Source organism: Sutcliffiella halmapala (assembly GCF_050107295.1).
Classification (GTDB): domain Bacteria; phylum Bacillota; class Bacilli; order Bacillales; family Bacillaceae_I; genus Sutcliffiella_A; species Sutcliffiella_A halmapala_A.
This window is the reverse complement of sequence record NZ_JBNIKR010000008.1, coordinates 213720-230340: the sequence shown is the minus strand read 5'-3', so window position 1 is coordinate 230340 and position 16621 is coordinate 213720. Positions and strand designations below refer to the sequence as shown.

15 protein-coding genes and 1 riboswitch are annotated in these 16621 nt (G+C 43.7%); of the genes, 7 read left to right on the top strand and 8 right to left on the bottom strand.

Translation table 11 applies throughout. The features are described 5' to 3' along the window. Positions 1-107: 107 nt before the first annotated feature. Positions 108-1694 (bottom strand): phosphoenolpyruvate carboxykinase (ATP), encoded by a 1587-nt coding sequence (gene pckA / locus ACQCT5_RS15015; protein ID WP_499642832.1) that lies wholly within the window; start codon positions 1692-1694, stop codon positions 108-110. Between the two features lie 265 nt (positions 1695-1959). After that, positions 1960-2128, top strand: a riboswitch (SAM riboswitch). A gap of 173 nt (positions 2129-2301) precedes the next feature. Here pckA and metK point away from each other — a divergent pair. Further along, complete coding sequence (gene metK, locus ACQCT5_RS15010; RefSeq protein ID WP_204418205.1) at positions 2302-3501, top strand: methionine adenosyltransferase; 1200 nt, start codon at positions 2302-2304, stop codon at positions 3499-3501. Between the two features lie 388 nt (positions 3502-3889). Here the strand turns inward: metK and abc-f are convergent, their stop codons facing one another. The 5 genes from abc-f to ACQCT5_RS14985 form a co-directional block, all read right to left on the bottom strand. Continuing rightward, on the bottom strand, positions 3890-5785 hold the full coding sequence (abc-f, locus tag ACQCT5_RS15005) for a ribosomal protection-like ABC-F family protein (RefSeq protein ID WP_499642806.1): 1896 nt from the start codon (positions 5783-5785) through the stop codon (positions 3890-3892). A 128-nt stretch (positions 5786-5913) separates the two neighbouring features. After that, on the bottom strand, positions 5914-6045 hold the full coding sequence (locus ACQCT5_RS15000; protein ID WP_499642805.1) for an RAxF-45 family protein: 132 nt from the start codon (positions 6043-6045) through the stop codon (positions 5914-5916). Positions 6046-6145: 100 nt separating this feature from the next. Then, positions 6146-7288, bottom strand: coding sequence for a glycosyltransferase family 4 protein (locus ACQCT5_RS14995; protein ID WP_499642804.1), 1143 nt, complete (start codon positions 7286-7288; stop codon positions 6146-6148). Between the two features lie 21 nt (positions 7289-7309). Beyond that, positions 7310-7861: a phosphatase PAP2 family protein gene (locus tag ACQCT5_RS14990; RefSeq protein WP_499642803.1), complete on the bottom strand. Its 552-nt coding sequence runs from the start codon at positions 7859-7861 to the stop codon at positions 7310-7312. Positions 7862-8020: 159 nt separating this feature from the next. Then, positions 8021-8539: a gamma carbonic anhydrase gene (locus ACQCT5_RS14985; protein ID WP_499642802.1), complete on the bottom strand. Its 519-nt coding sequence runs from the start codon at positions 8537-8539 to the stop codon at positions 8021-8023. 81 nt (positions 8540-8620) lie between these two features. Between ACQCT5_RS14985 and ACQCT5_RS14980 the strand changes: the two genes are divergently transcribed. Together ACQCT5_RS14980 and tbcS are read left to right on the top strand one after the other, a co-directional pair. Continuing rightward, a complete protein-coding gene (locus ACQCT5_RS14980) occupies positions 8621-9412 on the top strand; it encodes an alpha/beta hydrolase (protein ID WP_499642801.1) in 792 nt (263 codons plus the stop codon). 2 nt (positions 9413-9414) lie between these two features. Beyond that, positions 9415-10488 (top strand): tetraprenyl-beta-curcumene synthase, encoded by a 1074-nt coding sequence (gene tbcS / locus ACQCT5_RS14975; RefSeq protein WP_499642800.1) that lies wholly within the window; start codon positions 9415-9417, stop codon positions 10486-10488. A 481-nt stretch (positions 10489-10969) separates the two neighbouring features. Here the strand turns inward: tbcS and mnmM are convergent, their stop codons facing one another. After that, positions 10970-11542 (bottom strand): tRNA 5-(aminomethyl)-2-thiouridylate-methyltransferase MnmM, encoded by a 573-nt coding sequence (gene mnmM / locus ACQCT5_RS14970; protein ID WP_499642799.1) that lies wholly within the window; start codon positions 11540-11542, stop codon positions 10970-10972. Continuing rightward, positions 11539-12504, bottom strand: coding sequence for a tRNA modification radical SAM protein MnmL/YtqA (gene mnmL / locus ACQCT5_RS14965; RefSeq protein WP_499642831.1), 966 nt, complete (start codon positions 12502-12504; stop codon positions 11539-11541). The genes mnmM and mnmL overlap by 4 nt, the downstream gene beginning before the upstream one ends. A 188-nt stretch (positions 12505-12692) precedes the next feature. Here mnmL and ACQCT5_RS14960 point away from each other — a divergent pair, with 188 nt between their 5' ends. The 4 genes from ACQCT5_RS14960 to htpG all read left to right on the top strand — a co-directional run bounded on the left by ACQCT5_RS14960 (position 12693) and on the right by htpG (position 16542). Continuing rightward, positions 12693-12956 (top strand): YtzC family protein, encoded by a 264-nt coding sequence (locus tag ACQCT5_RS14960; RefSeq protein ID WP_499642798.1) that lies wholly within the window; start codon positions 12693-12695, stop codon positions 12954-12956. Between the two features lie 17 nt (positions 12957-12973). Next, positions 12974-13141, top strand: a complete 168-nt coding sequence (locus ACQCT5_RS14955; protein ID WP_204418196.1) for a glycogen biosynthesis protein GlgD — start codon at positions 12974-12976, stop codon at positions 13139-13141. A gap of 171 nt (positions 13142-13312) precedes the next feature. Further along, positions 13313-14506 (top strand): MDR family MFS transporter, encoded by a 1194-nt coding sequence (locus tag ACQCT5_RS14950; RefSeq protein ID WP_499642830.1) that lies wholly within the window; start codon positions 13313-13315, stop codon positions 14504-14506. A gap of 155 nt (positions 14507-14661) precedes the next feature. Then, the gene (gene htpG / locus ACQCT5_RS14945; protein ID WP_499642797.1) at positions 14662-16542 is read left to right on the top strand and encodes a molecular chaperone HtpG; all 1881 of its coding nucleotides are present in this window, start codon (positions 14662-14664) and stop codon (positions 16540-16542) included. The last annotated feature ends 79 nt before the right edge of the window (positions 16543-16621 follow it).

Below are 16621 nucleotides of genomic sequence, written 5' to 3'. Positions count from 1 at the left end.
GCCCCCTATGAAAAAGTCCATCATAAGCTCCAACTTCGAATCGATTAAAAATCAAAAGAGCCATCCGAAGACAACTTGATGTCATTTCGGATGGCTCCACTATATTATTAGACGGTTGGTCCACCTAGTCCAAGTACGTCTTCCGGAACGTTTTTGAACTTTGTGAAGTTTTCTTTGAATTTGCCTGCCAATTCACGGGCAGCAAGATCATACTTTTCTTCATCATGCCATGTTTTCTTAGGCTGCAGCACTTCATCAGGTACACCTGGAACATGTAGAGGGATCTCCACTCCGAAATATGGATCTTTTTCCGTTTCCACATTTGTAAGATCGCCTTCAAGGGCTGCTTGAACCATTGCTCTTGTATAAGAAAGCTTCATACGGCTGCCTACTCCGTACTCTCCGCCAGTCCAGCCGGTGTTTACAAGGTAGACCTGGGCATTATGCTCATCGATTTTTTTGCCAAGCATCTCTGCATACGTAGTTGCAGGAAGCGGCAGGAATGGAGAACCGAAGCAAGTGGAGAACGTTGTTTGCGGAGAAGTGATTCCGCGCTCTGTTCCTGCCAGTTTGCTTGTGTACCCACTCAGAAAGTGGAACATTGCCTGTTCTTTTGAAAGCTTGGCGATCGGAGGTAATACTCCAGTTGCATCAGCTGTCAAGAACACAATAGTTGTTGGGTGTCCCGCGATACTTGGCTGCACAATGTTGTCCATTGCTTCAAGAGGGTAGGCGGCACGAGTATTTTCTGTTAAAGTGGAGTTGTCATAGTCAGCGATTCTTGACTGACCATCGATTACCACATTTTCAAGCACAGATCCAAAACGGATCGCATCAAAAATTTGCGGCTCTTTTTCGTGCGTCAGTCCGATGCATTTCGCATAGCAACCGCCTTCAATATTGAATACGCCTGTATTGGACCAGCCATGCTCATCGTCACCGATCAGCCTTCTGTTAGGGTCAGCGGATAATGTTGTCTTACCAGTACCCGATAATCCGAAGAATAGTGCTACATCGCCTTCACGTCCTACATTGGCAGAGCAGTGCATCGGCATGATACCATTCTCAGGAAGCAAGTAGTTCATGACAGAGAAAATGCTTTTCTTCATTTCACCAGCGTATTCTGTCCCACCGATAAGAACGACGCGCTTTTTGAAAGAAATGATGACAAATGCTTCAGAGTTCGTACCGTCCACTGCAGGGTCAGCCTTGAAGCTTGGTGCAGAGACAACACTGAATGCGGTTTCATGTTTGGCAAGCTGTTCGTCATTTGGGCGGATGAATAGCTGGTGCGCAAAAAGATTGTGCCATGCAAATTCGTTGATTACCTGGATAGGCAATTGATATTTTTCGTCCGCTCCTGCGAAACCTTTAAACACGAAAATTTCATCTTTATTTTCTAAGTAGTTTAATACTTTATCATATAAACGTTCGAATACATCTTCAGAGATCGGACTGTTTACCGTTCCCCAGTCAATTTTATCCTTGGAGATATCCTCTTCCACAATGAATTTATCTTTAGGGGAGCGACCCGTATATTTTCCAGTTGTAGCAACCACTGCACCGGTAGATGTCAGGCTGCCTTCATTGCGGTTTAATACTTTCTCCACTAATTGAGGTACAGAAAGTTGCATTTGCGTGTTGCTTCCGTATATTAATTTAGTTAAACCATTATCAATACCAACCGTTTTCATCATGGATAACTCTCCTTCAACTTGTATATTAATTTCTCATCTGTTAAAAAGTATAACACATTTAATCGAATAGTCCATACTAATTAAATTATTTTATGAAATAAAGTGTGAATCCGTTAACATTTTGTGAAAAAGAGGCTTATGTATACGGACAATTCTACTTAATGATAGCATATGTTTTTTCCTGTTTCTTCATATAAATAATTTGCCGTTTTTTGTTGACAATAAAGCTTTTATTACGCTAATATAGAACCTTGAACGGATACTCTTATTCCGAGCTGGTGGAGGGGCAGGCCCTATGAAACCCAGCAACCTGCTCAAAGGTAAATGGGCGAGCGCGAAAAAAGCACTTCGCTAATTTTTTTGGACAAGAAACTTGTCGCTTGAGAAAAGGTGCTAAACCTGAGCAAGGCATTGACCTTGACCGATAAGAGTGAAAGGCTAATTCTTGAACCCAAACCTTTCCTCAACATTATGGAAAGGTTTTTTATATTCTGCACAAGATAACAAAGAACATCACAACAGGAAATGAGATCCGTATCAAACATACTGTTATACATGAAGAGAGGTAAAACGCTTTTCATATACAAAAGGAGGAACTTTTTTAATGACTAAACAACGTCGTTTATTTACTTCTGAATCCGTAACGGAGGGGCATCCGGATAAAATTTGTGACCAAATTTCCGACTCCATCCTTGATGCTATTCTTACTAATGACCCAAACGCACGTGTAGCGTGTGAAACTTCTGTAACAACCGGATTGGTGCTTGTTGCTGGAGAAATCACTACTTCTACTTATGTAGATATCCCAAAAATCGTTCGTGAAACCATCCAAGGAATTGGATACACTCGTGCGAAATACGGTTTTGACGCAGAAACTTGTGCGGTTCTTACGTCAATCGACGAGCAATCCGCTGACATTGCAATGGGTGTCGACCAAGCTTTGGAAGCTCGTGAAGGGCAAATGTCGGATGCGGAAATCGAAGCAATCGGTGCGGGAGACCAAGGTCTGATGTTCGGATTTGCTTGCAATGAAACAAAAGAGTTAATGCCTTTACCGATTTCATTGGCTCATAAGCTTTCACGTCGTTTAACAGAAGTAAGAAAAGAAGAAATCCTTCCATACTTACGTCCAGATGGGAAAACTCAAGTTACTGTTGAATATGATGAAAACGATCAACCGGTACGTATCGATACAATCGTTATCTCTACTCAGCATCACCCAGAGATTTCTTTGGAGCAGATCCAACGTAATGTGAAAGAACACGTAATCAAGCCGGTAGTTCCTGCTAACTTGATTGACGAAAACACAAAATACTTCATCAACCCGACTGGCCGTTTCGTTATCGGTGGACCTCAAGGGGATGCTGGATTGACTGGCCGTAAAATCATCGTTGACACTTACGGTGGATATGCACGTCACGGTGGTGGCGCATTCTCCGGTAAGGACGCAACGAAAGTTGACCGTTCCGGAGCATACGCAGCACGTTATGTTGCGAAAAACATCGTAGCAAGCGGATTGGCTGACAAATGTGAGGTACAACTTGCATACGCAATCGGTGTAGCACAGCCTGTATCCATCGCAGTGGACACTTTTGGAACTGGTAAAGTATCTGAAGAGAAGCTAGTGGAACTTGTGCGCAACAACTTCGACCTTCGTCCAGCTGGAATCATCAAAATGCTAGACCTTCGTCGCCCTATCTACAAGCAGACTGCTGCTTACGGTCACTTCGGCCGTAACGATCTTGACCTTCCTTGGGAGCAAGTGGACAAAGCGGATGCGTTGAAAGAGCAAGCGAACGCTTAAATTTTAATGTGGCTGCCGCCAAATCAGGTTATGTGCCTGGTTTGGCGGCAGTTTTTGTTTTGTGGAGTGGCTTGCTTCCAACTAGTTGCCTTGCGCGGTTAGGTGTCGGATTTTGCGGAAATATGCGTTTTATCGATATGCCCCTGTTTTTTGTTGATATATTTTTATTTTCATTGATATAATTTTTTTCTCGTTGATATAGGGTGCGGAATCGTGGATATATGAAAATTTTCGTTGATATCTTAAAATTGCCCTCTAGAATCCACTAGGGAAAATGAGTATTTCATGAAAAAGTAACCTCGAGACAAAAAAATCACTGGAAACTGCTTTAAAAAAAGCCCTCCAACAAAAAGCAGGCGAAATAGATCGCCTGCTCATCCAACAATGTTTAAAGCGCATCCTCCAATAGTTCATAGAGGGAGGCGCGTTCCGTTTCTCTTTTGTTCCATTCATCCTGATACGTTTGCAGGGCCACATGATCTGTCTCTTTTTCCATCTGGGCCTCCAACTCGTATATTGCCAGTTCCAGTTCCTCCAATTTTGCCTCTATCTTCTCGGGCTCGATGGAAGTTGGGGCATTTCTTTTTACTCGTTCCGGAGAAACAATTTCCTTCTTTCTTTCCGCAACTTGAACAATTGCTTGCGATTTTTCTTTTTCCAATTCTTTTCTCTTTTCACGAGCATATTGGTAGTTGCCGGTATAAGTGGTGAGCCTGCCGCTTTCAAGCCAGCAGGTTTTCTCAAAATACTTATTCAAAAAGTAGCGATCATGCGACACGGTGACAATCGTACCTCTGAAATCCTCTAGCGCTTCCTCCAGGACTTCCCTTGATTCAATGTCCAGATGGTTTGTCGGCTCATCGAGAATAAGGAGGTTGATATCCTGATACATCAGCTGGGCCAAACGTAAACGCATTTTTTCTCCTCCGCTTAAACTTTCCACCCTTTTAAATACAGATGGACCGTAGAAAAGAAACTTCGCAAGAACATGTCGGGCCTGTTCCTGGGTGATGGGCACGTATTCCCGAAAAGCGTCGATTAGCGTCTGTTTAGGTGTAGCGGCCTCGACATGCTGAGAGAGGTAGCCGATTTTCACATTGCTGCCTACCTTTAATTCACCGGAATCATATCTTTCCTCGCCCAAAAGAATTTTCAAAAGAGTGGTTTTTCCTGTTCCGTTTTGGCCGACAATCGCGACTCTTTCCTGAAAATAGACATGGAGATCAAGCTGGTCAAAGAGAGTACGTCCGCCAAAGGCTTTTGCCAATCCATCCATTGTAAGGACGTCTTTTCCGCTCCGTTCGCTTCCTTCAAATTGAAGACCCATAGCCTTTCTCTCCAGAATAGGACGTTTCACCTTTTCCATTCTATCGAGTGCCTTTTGCATGCTTTTTGCACGGCGGTGCATAGCGGCGTTTGGAGGATTTGCCTGATTGGCCCATTCCTTCAGGCGCTTGATGGTCTCTTTCATCTTTTTGATTTTCTTCTGCTGCTCCTGATAGGCTGCGAACTCCAGGAGAAGTCGCTCTTCTTTTTCTTTGATAAAGCCGCTGTAGTTTGTGTGGTAGGTATGTGTTTCCCCATCCTCCAGATCGATGATTTTGGTTGCTACCTCGTCCAGGAAGTAGCGGTCATGGGAGATCACGACTACTGTACCTGAGTAATCGCGCAAATATTGCTCCAACCACTCCACCGAGAAAATGTCCAAGTGATTGGTCGGTTCATCCAACAATAGCAATTCCGGGTTCTGCAATAGAATAAAGCCAAGACAAATTTTCGTCTGCTCTCCACCACTTAGACTGGCAAACTTTTGTGAAAGCAGATGGGAAATCTTTAATCCGTTTGCTATCTTTTGTATCTCGGCTTCGATTTCATAGCCTCCCATAAAGGAGAAGCGCTCCTGAAGGACACCATACTCCTCCATTATTCGTTGAAGCTTGCTTTCATCTGTTTCCTGGGACATTTGCAGCTCAAGTTCCCTGATTTTTTCCTGTATCACCATTGCTTCGGAAAAAGCCGATGAAAGTACTTTCTCTCCTGTGGTTCCGTCAGGGAAAGAAGGAATCTGCGATAGATATCCGACATTTATGCCTTTCTTAATATGAATGGCTCCTGTATCAGGTGCCTCTTTTCCGCTGATCAGCTGAAATATCGTGGTTTTGCCACTGCCGTTCCTGCCGACTAATCCGATTCGGTCTTTCTCCTGAATGTCGAGGGAAAGGTTTTCGAAGATTTTCGTTCCTGCAAAGCTTTTGCTTATTTCATTTATTGTACATAGCATCATGTTAATGAGCTCCTTAAGATTATTTTTAACACAAAAAAACCATGAGTAAGAAGGAGTCTTCTTAACCCATGGCTATTTAATAAATACCCACTATGAACAGTGGGGTACGAAGGGGGAGAGATCTCTTACTATCTGAAGCAAGTATTCAGTTTGTTAAAAAAGGACAGACGTATCCCGTTAACAAATGAATCATGAAAAATCGCGCGGCATAAATGTAAAAATGACAAGTATTGCCCGCGATGCTTTACAGATAGTAACATCTCATTCCCTCCTTTCCGTTCGTCAGATTATCATTATTATATACAAGAATATCGGAAGGTTGCAAGTTTTCTGTAAAAGGAATTTACTCTGTTCCTTGAACTAAGCGAGTTCCTGAAGCTCCTCACCTTGTAATGCGAGATGGTATTCGGACAATAATCTTTCAAAAATGGCGTCCCATGATTGCAAGAGGGCATATTGCCTGCCGGCCAAGCCCATCTCTTTTCGCAAGGATGAATCATGGAGAAGGGAAGCAATGGCTTCCGCAAAAGCTTCGATTTCTTTTTCAGGACATAATATTCCAGTCACACCATTCTCAATGATGGAACGTACCCCGCCTGCGTCTGCCCCGATTACCGGAGTTCCACAAGCCAGAGATTCAAGGACCACATTGCCAAAGGTTTCTGTTGCAGATGGAAAGACAAAAAGGTCGGATGCTGCATAGATCTCCGTAAGCTCGGAACCTGACCGGAATCCGGCAAAGGTCATATTGGAAGGTGCCTGCTTGATTAAGTCCTGCTTCATAGGGCCATCTCCTACAATGAGCCAATGGGTATGTTCACGGATATGCTGTGGCAGGGCTGCTTCAATGGCAGGCAATAGTGCCACATCTTTTTCGGGAGCAAGTCTGCCTACAAAGCTGATGATGTATTTTTCTTTAATATGGAATTTATCTTTAATTGAAGAAGAGGTTATTCCGGGATGAAAGAGATTGCAATCCACTCCCCGCGGCCATATGGCGGTATTGGTGAATCCGTGTTTTTTCAGGTGCTCCTGTGTATCCAGGGAAGGTACGAAAATTTTTCGTAGCGGCCGGTGAAACCATCTCATGTATGTCCATAGAAATTTGGTGAGAAATTGAAGGTCGTAATATTCGAGGTATTTATCAAAGTCGGTATGGTAGGAACCAACAACCGGGATGTTGAGCTTTTTTGCGTAGTGTAAACCGCATAAGCCAATGTTGAACGGGGTTGCCACATGAATGATGTCAGGCTGGAACTTCTGCAGCTCCGCTTTTACGGAAATCATGTTAGGAAGCGCAATCCTGCATTCAGGATACAGGAAGAACGGAAGGCTCACAAACCGATGTACGTGACTCGAGAACAGATCTTCCCCGGAGCTGACAGGCGCAAAAACCCGATATTCTATTTGTTTTTTCTCCAAGAAGGCGGTAAATCTCTTTAACGTCCTGGCTACACCATTTACATCCGGTGCAAAAGTATCGGTGAAGATCGCTATTTTCATAAAAATCCCCCATTTTTTCTTTTATAAAAGTGCATATGGATATAAAGAAGCAAGAGCCAAATAGGAAAAGCATCCTACAGAGGTGCCGAGGATACAGCCGACTGCCACATCTGATGGATAGTGAAGACCGAGGTACATCCTCGAAATTCCGACGCAAATTGCCAGAGGAAGAAGAATGGCTGCAAGCATAGGTGCATACAGGATGAAAGGGAGAACAGCCGAAAAAATGGCGGTGGTATGGCCGGAAGGGAAGGAATGATCCTTTAATGGGTTGATGGCCACTTTTATTTCGGTTAATGCAAGGTAAGGCCGTTTTCGTGGATAGAATTTTTTCATAGTTGATACAGGGAGATGGCTGATTGCCAAGGCCACTCCACTTGCGATGGCGGCGTATCTAAGGGAACTTGAGGAAAGAAGAATAATCAATAGAATCGTGCTGATGGTAAAGGTTGCTCCACCTGCATGAGTGATGGTGCGGAAGAAAAGGTTAAGTGCTTTCTTTTCGAAATGCCGATTGATTCCACGAAATACATGACAATCCAAATCATAAATATTGTGTAGGAATTTGATCATTTTCCACAACCCCTTTAAAAAGAAATTGATCTGTATAACTATATTCTAAGTATTGAATATTTAGGAAGTAATAAGCGATTGTAAAAAAAGGGTTAATTTTGCCTGAGAGAAAATAAAGAAACCGTTATGAAATCATAACGGTTAAGGTGTGTCCGCAAGTTAAGTTTGCAGCGATTTGTAATATTGTCCTTTTTCCACATACTCTCTGCGGATGCGTGCCATGTCCATTTTATCCTCATCGGTCAGTTCGCGGACCACTTTTGCAGGACGTCCGAAGGCAAGCGTGTTTGGAGGGATCTTTTTGCCGGGGGAGACCAGACTGCCCGCCCCGATAAAGGAGCCCTCCCCGATTTCTGCACCATCAAGAATGATGGAGCCCATTCCGATCAGGGCGTTTTTTCTGATGAAAGAACTATGTAAGGTACATTGATGGCCAACTGTCACGTCATCTTCTATAATTAGAGGTCTATTCGGGCTTTGATGCAAAAGGGACTGATCCTGGATGTTGACTCTGTCCCCGATAATGGTAGGGGCGACATCCCCGCGAATGACGGTGTGAAACCAGATGCTGCTTTCTTTCCCGATTGTCACATCCCCTGTAATGACGGAAAAATCAGCGAGAAAAACAGTGGGATCTATCTGGGGTTTTTTATCGTGATATGGGTATATTTTATACATGGGAGCCTCCAACTTGTCATAAGGATTTGTTTTATTTTATTATATCAGAAAGATACATTAAGTAATTAAGGGAGTGTTTTTATGTGGAAATGGGAGGTCGAAAATCCGAAGGGAACCGTAGTGATCGTCCATGGTGCCCAAGAACACCATGGGCGTTATCTGTGGTTGATCGACCAATGGAAGGCAAATGGATTCAACGTAGTGATGGGGGATCTGCCTGGTCAAGGACTTTCCACTAGAAGAAGAGGACATATCGATACGTTCGATGAATATATAGAGGAAGTGGAAAACTGGATCAAGGAGGCGTACCTTCTGAAGCCGCCGGTTTTTGTCATCGGTCATAGCATGGGAGGGCTTGCGGTCATACGTACCTTGCAGGAGAAAAGTCCGTTGCTGGTTGCAGGGGTAATCCTCTCATCACCCTGCTTGAAATTGCTTCATCATCCTGCTAAAGGGCTTGATGTCCTTTCGAAAGGCCTCAATTTGATTATGCCAAAATCTAAATTCAATACCGGGCTTACAATTGACAAGGCAACACGCAACGAAGAATTGATCAAAACTGCAGGCGATGATACATTGGTCATCACCAAGGTTTCCGTCAGATGGTATCGAGAGCTCGTCCAATCGATGAACCATGCGTATACGAGCATTGATAAGTTTCCGGATATTCCGGTTTTGCTTATGCAGGCTGGAGATGATTTAATTGTAGATAAAGAAGCATCTGTCATCTGGTTCAATTCCTTAGGGGCCAAAGAAAAAAGCTATAAGGAATGGAAAGGACTATATCATGAGATTTTCAATGAGCCGGAGCGGGATAAGGTTTTCCGCTATTCGAAAGCCTTTTTTGAATTACAATTAGAAGGAAGTGAATAAGCTTGAAGGTACCGACCCATCCTTTTTCCCTTATGAAAAGTGTATATCGTCATGTTTTTCCTGTTGTCTATGAAGAATTGGCCTATTGGAAAAGAAGGGCCAGTGAGATTCCGGCTCCTGAATTAAAGACGCAGGCATTGGCCAGCATTGACTCAAAAGCATTTCATTGTGAGGGTGGGGGGATCCTTTCCTTGCTTGCAGGCACCGATATTCGAAAAGCGATCAAGTTTATTGTAGCTTATCAGACAATCAGTGATTATCTGGACAACCTATGTGACCGAAGCACCTCACTCGATCCAGTTGACTTTGAAGCGCTGCATGAATCGATGAAGGACGCTTTGACTGTCGGTTCCCCTGTCAAGAACTATTACCGTTTTCGAGAAGAACAGAAGGATGGCGGATATCTGGGTGATTTGGTAAGGACTTGTCAAGGTGTGCTGAAGGATATAGAAAACTACCCCATTATTTTTCCCCATTTATTGAAGCTTTGCCAATATTACTGTGATCTGCAAGTACATAAGCATGTTGTGGTGGAGGAGCGGGTTCCACGGCTGGAAAAATGGTTCGCCTCATATAAGGAGGAGCTTCCACCGATGGAATGGTATGAATTCTCGGCGTGTTCAGGCTCGACCCTCGGTATCTTCTGCCTGGTATCTCAATCGTATCGTGAGGATTTTTCGGAGCAGCATGCCTCGAAAATCGTAGGTGGGTATTTTCCGTACATTCAGGGTCTACACATTTTGCTTGATTACTTTATCGATCAGGAAGAGGATCTGGCAGGTGGGGATCTGAACTTTTGTACGTATTATAGAGATGAAGCAGTCTTGATGGAGCGGCTGAAGCATTTTGTTACAAAAGCAGATGAGCATACTACTGGACTGCCTTTTGAGAAATTCCACCGGTTGATCAATCGGGGGCTGCTCGGAGTTTATCTCTCCGATCGCAAAGTCCATGATTGCAAAAATGTTTCCGGGATGGCGAAAAGCATTATCCGCTCCAGTGGCGGAACAGCGTACTTTTTTTATGTGAATGGACGGGCATACCGGCGGATACAGCGTTGGCGGGAGAGTTCGTAGGATTGTGGGAAATTGGTGGAAAGTCCTTCATGGAGGTTATGAAGGACTTTTTTATGGTGATGCAGTCGCAAAAGGTCCTTCATAGAGGTTATGAAGGACTTTTTCATGGTGATGCAGGCACAAAAGGTCCATCATAGAGGTTATGAAGAACTTTTCCATGGTGATGCAGTCGCAAAAGGTCCATCATAGAGGTTATGAAGGACTTTTTCATGGAGATGCAGTCGCAAAAGGTCCTTCATAGAGTTTATGAAGGACTTTTCCATGGTGATGCAGGCACAAAAAGTCCATCATAAAGCCGATGAAGGACATTTCCATGGTGATGCAGTCGCAAAATGTCCTTCATAGAGGTTATGAAGGACATTTCCATGGTGATGCAGGCACAAAAAGTCCATCATAAAGCCGATGAAGGACCTTTCCACAGGAAGCAAACATAAAACGTCCTTCACCCACCGATGAAGGACTCTTCTCCAATCTCTCTATCCTATTTCTTCTCAATCGCAATAATAAAAGGTGGGTTGTTCACCTGGTTCATAAATCGGTACTGCAGCACATGGGCTCTTTTTTGGTCAAGGGCTGCAACGTAATCCAGCAGTGCGTCCCGTTCAACCTGGCCTTCAGGGTGGCCATGGTAGACGACAAGCACGATGACCGCTTCTTTTTCCATAACGGACAAAAGCTGTTCCACCGCAGATATCGTACTGTCCGCAAGTGTCACAATTTCCTTGTCGCCGCCCGGAAGATATCCCAGGTTAAAAATTGCACCGCGGATTCGGGAATGGTCAGCATCTGGAATAAGTTCCAAAAGGCGGGCGTGACTTTCCTGAAATAATGTCACGCGATCTTGACAACCGTTGTTTCGCACTTGATCCAAAGTGGCATTGACTGCTTCCTCCTGGATATCAAAGCCATAAACATGTCCGGTTTGTCCGACCAATTCGGCAAGGAAGACGGTATCATGACCATTCCCAATGGTGCAATCCACAGCAATATCCCCCTCGGAAAGAGCTAGCTTCAATATTTTTTTGCTATATGGCAATACTCGCTCCAGTTTCATTCCATCGCCTCTTTTTTCGGTACATAGTATTTTCCTTGATAGCTGTCACGCCGTTTCAGTTCGGCATCTATCGCATTTAGAACAGACCATTTGTCCACGCTCCACATCGGCCCGATCATGATATCAATGGGACCATCGCCTGTGATGCGGTGAACAATCATCTGAGGTGGAAGGATTTCAAGCTGGTCACATACGAGCTGGATGTAATCATCGAAGGATAAGAACTCAAGCAGGCCTTTTTCATACTGCTTGACCATCGGCGTCCCTTTCAAAAGGTGAAGAAGATGGATTTTGATGCCTTGGACGTCCAGGTCAGCAACAGCCTGTGCCGTTTCCATCATCATTTTATTATTTTCCAACGGAAGTCCGTTAATAATATGGGAGCACACTCTTATGCCGTGTTTCCGAAGTTTTTGGACACCTTGTGCATACATGTCAAAGTCATGGGCCCGATTGATCAGCAGGGCCGTTCTCTCGTGTACAGTTTGAAGTCCCAGCTCCACCCACAGATAGGTACGTTCATTGAGTTCCGCCAAATATTCGACTACATCATCAGGCAGGCAGTCCGGCCGAGTACCGATGGACAATCCCACCACGCCCTCCTGGGATAATACGGTCTCGTACTTTTCCCGAAGCTCTGCTACAGGTGCATGGGTATTGGTGAACGCTTGGAAATAGGCCATGTATTTTCCGTCTTTCCATTTATGGTGCATTTTATCTTTTACGTCATTGAATTGAGTAATCAAGTCATCCGCACGATTCCCGGCAAAATCACCGGATCCTGCTGCGCTGCAAAATGTGCATCCTCCGTGGGCCACTGTGCCATCACGATTTGGACAATCAAATCCACCATCCAATGCTACCTTGAACACCTTATGTCCGAAGGTTTGGCGGAGATGATAATTCCAGGTGTGATATCGCTTGTCCTCGACGGAATATGGAAACGGATTTTGACTTTTTATGTTGGTCATCCGTCATCCTCCTCTTTTTTTAATCCTACATGATTTTAGCACGTAAGAGGGAAGGCTTACAATTTGATTTCGGACTTTCATTTATAGACAAGAATTTTCCTGTACGCTTTTACCGAATGCTACAAAGAAAAATGTGCAAAATAAAAAGGAGCATCACAATTAAGTGTGAGGTGAAAAAAATGGCAACTAGACAATCAGTGGAACAATTCATTCAGCAATGTGAGGATACTTTACGGAATGCACATGCCCAATATAGCGAAGCGCAGCAGCTGGAGCACTACAATGATACAGAGTTTACGAATGCACTGGAACAGATAGAAACGACCTATAATGATTTGATGCATCTTTCTTACAGCTGTAATGCTCAGCAACGTGAGCAGCTCAATCGTATGAGACTGCAACTTCAAAGTCTTCAAAACGATATGACCTTGTTAAGGCACTAACATCGGAGGCGAAAATGATGAAAAAACGTTCCAAACAGAATAATCCTGAACAAAAGACAGGAAACACCGTGGAAATGGGAGCAGAGTATAATCCCGTGAAAGATGTAAAGCAACAGAACCTAAAGCGTTCCCAACCGGTCAGATCCAAAAACCATAGCGAGAAAGAACAAAGGCGTGGCCACTAGGCGGCGCTTTTTCTTTTAAACATGGGGAAGGGGCCAGACCCCTAAATTTTCTTAATTATTACATTTTCCCATTTCAAGCAATTTGTATTGAAACTGGGAACAAAACCAATTACAATTATTTTGGCTTTCGAAATAATAATTGGTTAAAGGAGGGCATGCAGTATGTTGAAAATGCCCAAAGCTCTTTGGTTGCTTGTTGTTGGTATGGCAATAAACGTAACAGGGGCTTCTTTTTTATGGCCGTTAAATACGATATATATTCATGATATTCTAGGCAAATCCTTGTCGGTTGCAGGACTTGTGCTTATGGTCAATGCAGGGGCAAGTGTCATTGGAAACCTGATTGGCGGGTATCTGTTTGATAAGATTGGTGGGTACAGATCGATTCTGCTAGGTATTTCCATCACAATCACCGCATTAATAGGGATGACGTTGAATCATTCATGGAATTTCTACATTATCTATCTAACCATCATCGGTTTCGGATCGGGAATCGTTTTTCCGTCCATGTATGCAATGGCCGGTTCTGTGTGGAAGGAAGGCGGAAGGAAATCGTTCAACGCGATGTATGTGTCGCAGAACCTGGGGGTCGCCATAGGTGCAGCGCTTGGGGGACTTGTAGCGGATATTCGCTTTGACTACATATTCCTGGCGAACACAGTAACGTATGCGATTTTCTTCCTTATTGCACTGTTTGGCTACAGAGGCATTCAGGCGAACCCGACCGTCCAGTCTTCAGTCCTGGATCATTCAAAAAAAATCAAGGATCATACAAAGCTTTATGCACTTCTGATTGTTTGTATCGGATACCTTTTATGCTGGATGGGTTATGTACAATGGCAGACTTCAATCGCAACGCACACGCAGTCTCTAGGAATAACACTTAAGCAATACAGTATACTTTGGACGATTAATGGTGCGCTCATCGTATTGGCACAACCTTTAATATCCTATATTGTAAAAAGGTACACCAAGACGTTAAAAGCACAAATCATGGTAGGTCTGATGATATTTATTGCTTCCTTTGCCGTTGCCGGGACAGCTGAACAGTACACGGCCTTTGTCACCGCGATGGTTATCCTTACCATAGGCGAGATGTTTGTCTGGCCAGCCGTGCCAACCGTTGCAAACGACCTTGCGCCTAAAGGCAGGGAAGGCTTCTATCAGGGCATTGTAAATAGCACTGCAACCGGTGGCAGGATGCTTGGCCCTTTGATGGGAGGGATATTGGTGGATCTTCATGGCATGGAAATGCTATTTGGAGTGCTGATGGGCTTGATGGTCATCGCCATTTTCACCACTAGCATCTATGACCGGAAATTGAAAGGGCAAATAAGTGTACCTGACATTTCAAAAAGCGCTTAAAAGTGGCAGTACGTTTCTTCATGAAATGTACTGCTTTTCTTTTTGCTCAAATCTATTGACATAAAATATCCAAATGTGATAATTATTTAGTGGGGTTAGCACTCTTGATAGGAGAGTGCTAAATACATATTCATATCTGGAAGGAGATTGTGAGCATGGCTAAGAAAGAATTCCAAGCTGAATCGAAAAGACTATTAGAAATGATGATTAACTCGATCTACTCCCAGCGAGAGGTATTTCTTCGCGAGTTGATCTCCAACGCAAGTGACGCGATGGATAAAATCTATTACAGAGCATTGACGGATGATTCTTTGACGTTCGATAAGGACAACTACTTTATAAAAGTGATCCCAAACAAAGAAGAACGTACTTTAACAATTGTGGATACCGGGATTGGAATGACGAAAGAAGAGCTTGAAGCGAACCTTGGTGTCATTGCAAAAAGCGGATCCCTCGCGTTCAAAAAGGAAAATGAAATCAAGGATGGCTTTGATATCATCGGGCAATTCGGTGTCGGTTTCTATGCAGCGTTCATGGTTGCGGATGTCGTAACAGTAATCAGTAAAGCGTTGGGACAGAATGATGCCTTCAAATGGGAGTCAGAGGGCGCAGAAGGTTATACAATTGAGCTTGCTGAAAAGGAAACTGTCGGTACAACGATCATTTTGAAAATGAAAGAAAATACCGAAGACGAGAGCTACGATGAATATTTGGAGGAGTACCGACTAAAAACGATTATCAAAAAATACTCCGACTTTATCCGCTATCCGATCAAGATGGATGTCACCACTACCAAGCCTAAATCCGAAGACGATCAGGAGTTGGAGGAGACGCGTGAGGAACAGACCATCAACAGTATGGTTCCGATCTGGCGGAAAAATAAAAATGAATTGAAGAAAGAAGACTACGAGAAGTTTTACCAGGAGAAGCATTACGGCTTTGATCAGCCACTCAAGCATCTTCATGTGAGTGTGGATGGTACGATCCGTTACAATGCCATCCTTTATATTCCGGAAAATATGCCGTATGACTACTATTCCAAGGAGTTCGAGAAGGGCTTGGAGCTTTATTCTAGCGGTGTGCTGATCATGAACAAGTGTGGGGACCTGCTGCCTGATCACTTCAGTTTTGTCAAAGGCCTTGTGGATTCCGAGGACCTGTCGCTGAACATCTCCCGTGAAATGCTTCAGCAGGACCGCCAATTAACATTCATCGCGAAAAACCTGGCAAAGAAAATCAAAAGTGCGCTGCTTAGCATGCAAAAGGATGAGCGTGAGAACTACGAGAAGTTTTACCAGGCTTTTGGCCGCCAGTTGAAATATGGTGTCTATGCAGATTTTGGTGCGAACAAAGAAGCATTGCAGGATCTCATCATGTTCTATTCATCAAAAGAGAAAAAGCTGGTTACCTTAGATGAGTATGTTTCCAGAATGCCTGAGGACCAGAAGTACATCTACTATGCTACAGGTGAATCCAAGGATCGGATTGAAAAGCTGCCACAGACCGAAATGGTATTGGACAAAGGCTATGAAATGCTTTATTTCACAGAGGATATCGATGAATTCGCCATTAAGATGCTGATGAACTATAAGGAAAAAGAATTCAAGAATGTGTCCAGTGGCGATCTAGGTATCGAAACAGAGGAAAATGACAATGCAACAAAAGCCAAACAAGAGGAAAACAAGGAATTGTTTGAGGCAATGAAGGAACTATTAGCTGGGAAGGTAACCGATGTTAAGGTATCTAAGCGTCTGAAAACACATCCTGTCTGCTTGTCCACCGAAGGCGAAGTGACCATCGAGATGGAAAAAATCCTCGCAGCAATGCCGGACAACCAAAACATTAAAGCAAACAAAGTGTTAGAAATCAACACCAACCATGAAGTGTTCCAATCCCTGAAGGATGCACATGCAACCGATAAAGAAAAATTGGCCCTCTACACTAGCCTGCTCTATCATCAAGCACTATTGATTGAGGGGCTGCCAATCCATGATCCGGTGGAATTCACCAATGATATATGTAAAGTGATGGTATAAATACGAAAAGCTTCCCGTTGAATGATGGGAGGCTTTTTTTTATGCGTAAATCAACAACATATTGACCAGTAAGGTCATA

Coding starts and splice junctions, on each gene's coding strand:
- ACQCT5_RS14980 (WP_499642801.1), top strand. CDS start 8,621: ATGTGGAAATGGGAGGTCGAAAATCCGAAGGGAACCGTAGTGATCGTC.
- ACQCT5_RS15000 (WP_499642805.1), bottom strand. CDS start 6,045: ATGTTACTATCTGTAAAGCATCGCGGGCAATACTTGTCATTTTTACAT.
- metK (WP_204418205.1), top strand. CDS start 2,302: ATGACTAAACAACGTCGTTTATTTACTTCTGAATCCGTAACGGAGGGG.
- pckA (WP_499642832.1), bottom strand. CDS start 1,694: ATGAAAACGGTTGGTATTGATAATGGTTTAACTAAATTAATATACGGA.
- ACQCT5_RS14990 (WP_499642803.1), bottom strand. CDS start 7,861: ATGATCAAATTCCTACACAATATTTATGATTTGGATTGTCATGTATTT.
- abc-f (WP_499642806.1), bottom strand. CDS start 5,785: ATGATGCTATGTACAATAAATGAAATAAGCAAAAGCTTTGCAGGAACG.
- mnmM (WP_499642799.1), bottom strand. CDS start 11,542: ATGAAACTGGAGCGAGTATTGCCATATAGCAAAAAAATATTGAAGCTA.
- ACQCT5_RS14985 (WP_499642802.1), bottom strand. CDS start 8,539: ATGTATAAAATATACCCATATCACGATAAAAAACCCCAGATAGATCCC.
- htpG (WP_499642797.1), top strand. CDS start 14,662: ATGGCTAAGAAAGAATTCCAAGCTGAATCGAAAAGACTATTAGAAATG.
- ACQCT5_RS14955 (WP_204418196.1), top strand. CDS start 12,974: ATGAAAAAACGTTCCAAACAGAATAATCCTGAACAAAAGACAGGAAAC.
- ACQCT5_RS14995 (WP_499642804.1), bottom strand. CDS start 7,288: ATGAAAATAGCGATCTTCACCGATACTTTTGCACCGGATGTAAATGGT.
- ACQCT5_RS14950 (WP_499642830.1), top strand. CDS start 13,313: ATGCCCAAAGCTCTTTGGTTGCTTGTTGTTGGTATGGCAATAAACGTA.
- ACQCT5_RS14960 (WP_499642798.1), top strand. CDS start 12,693: ATGGCAACTAGACAATCAGTGGAACAATTCATTCAGCAATGTGAGGAT.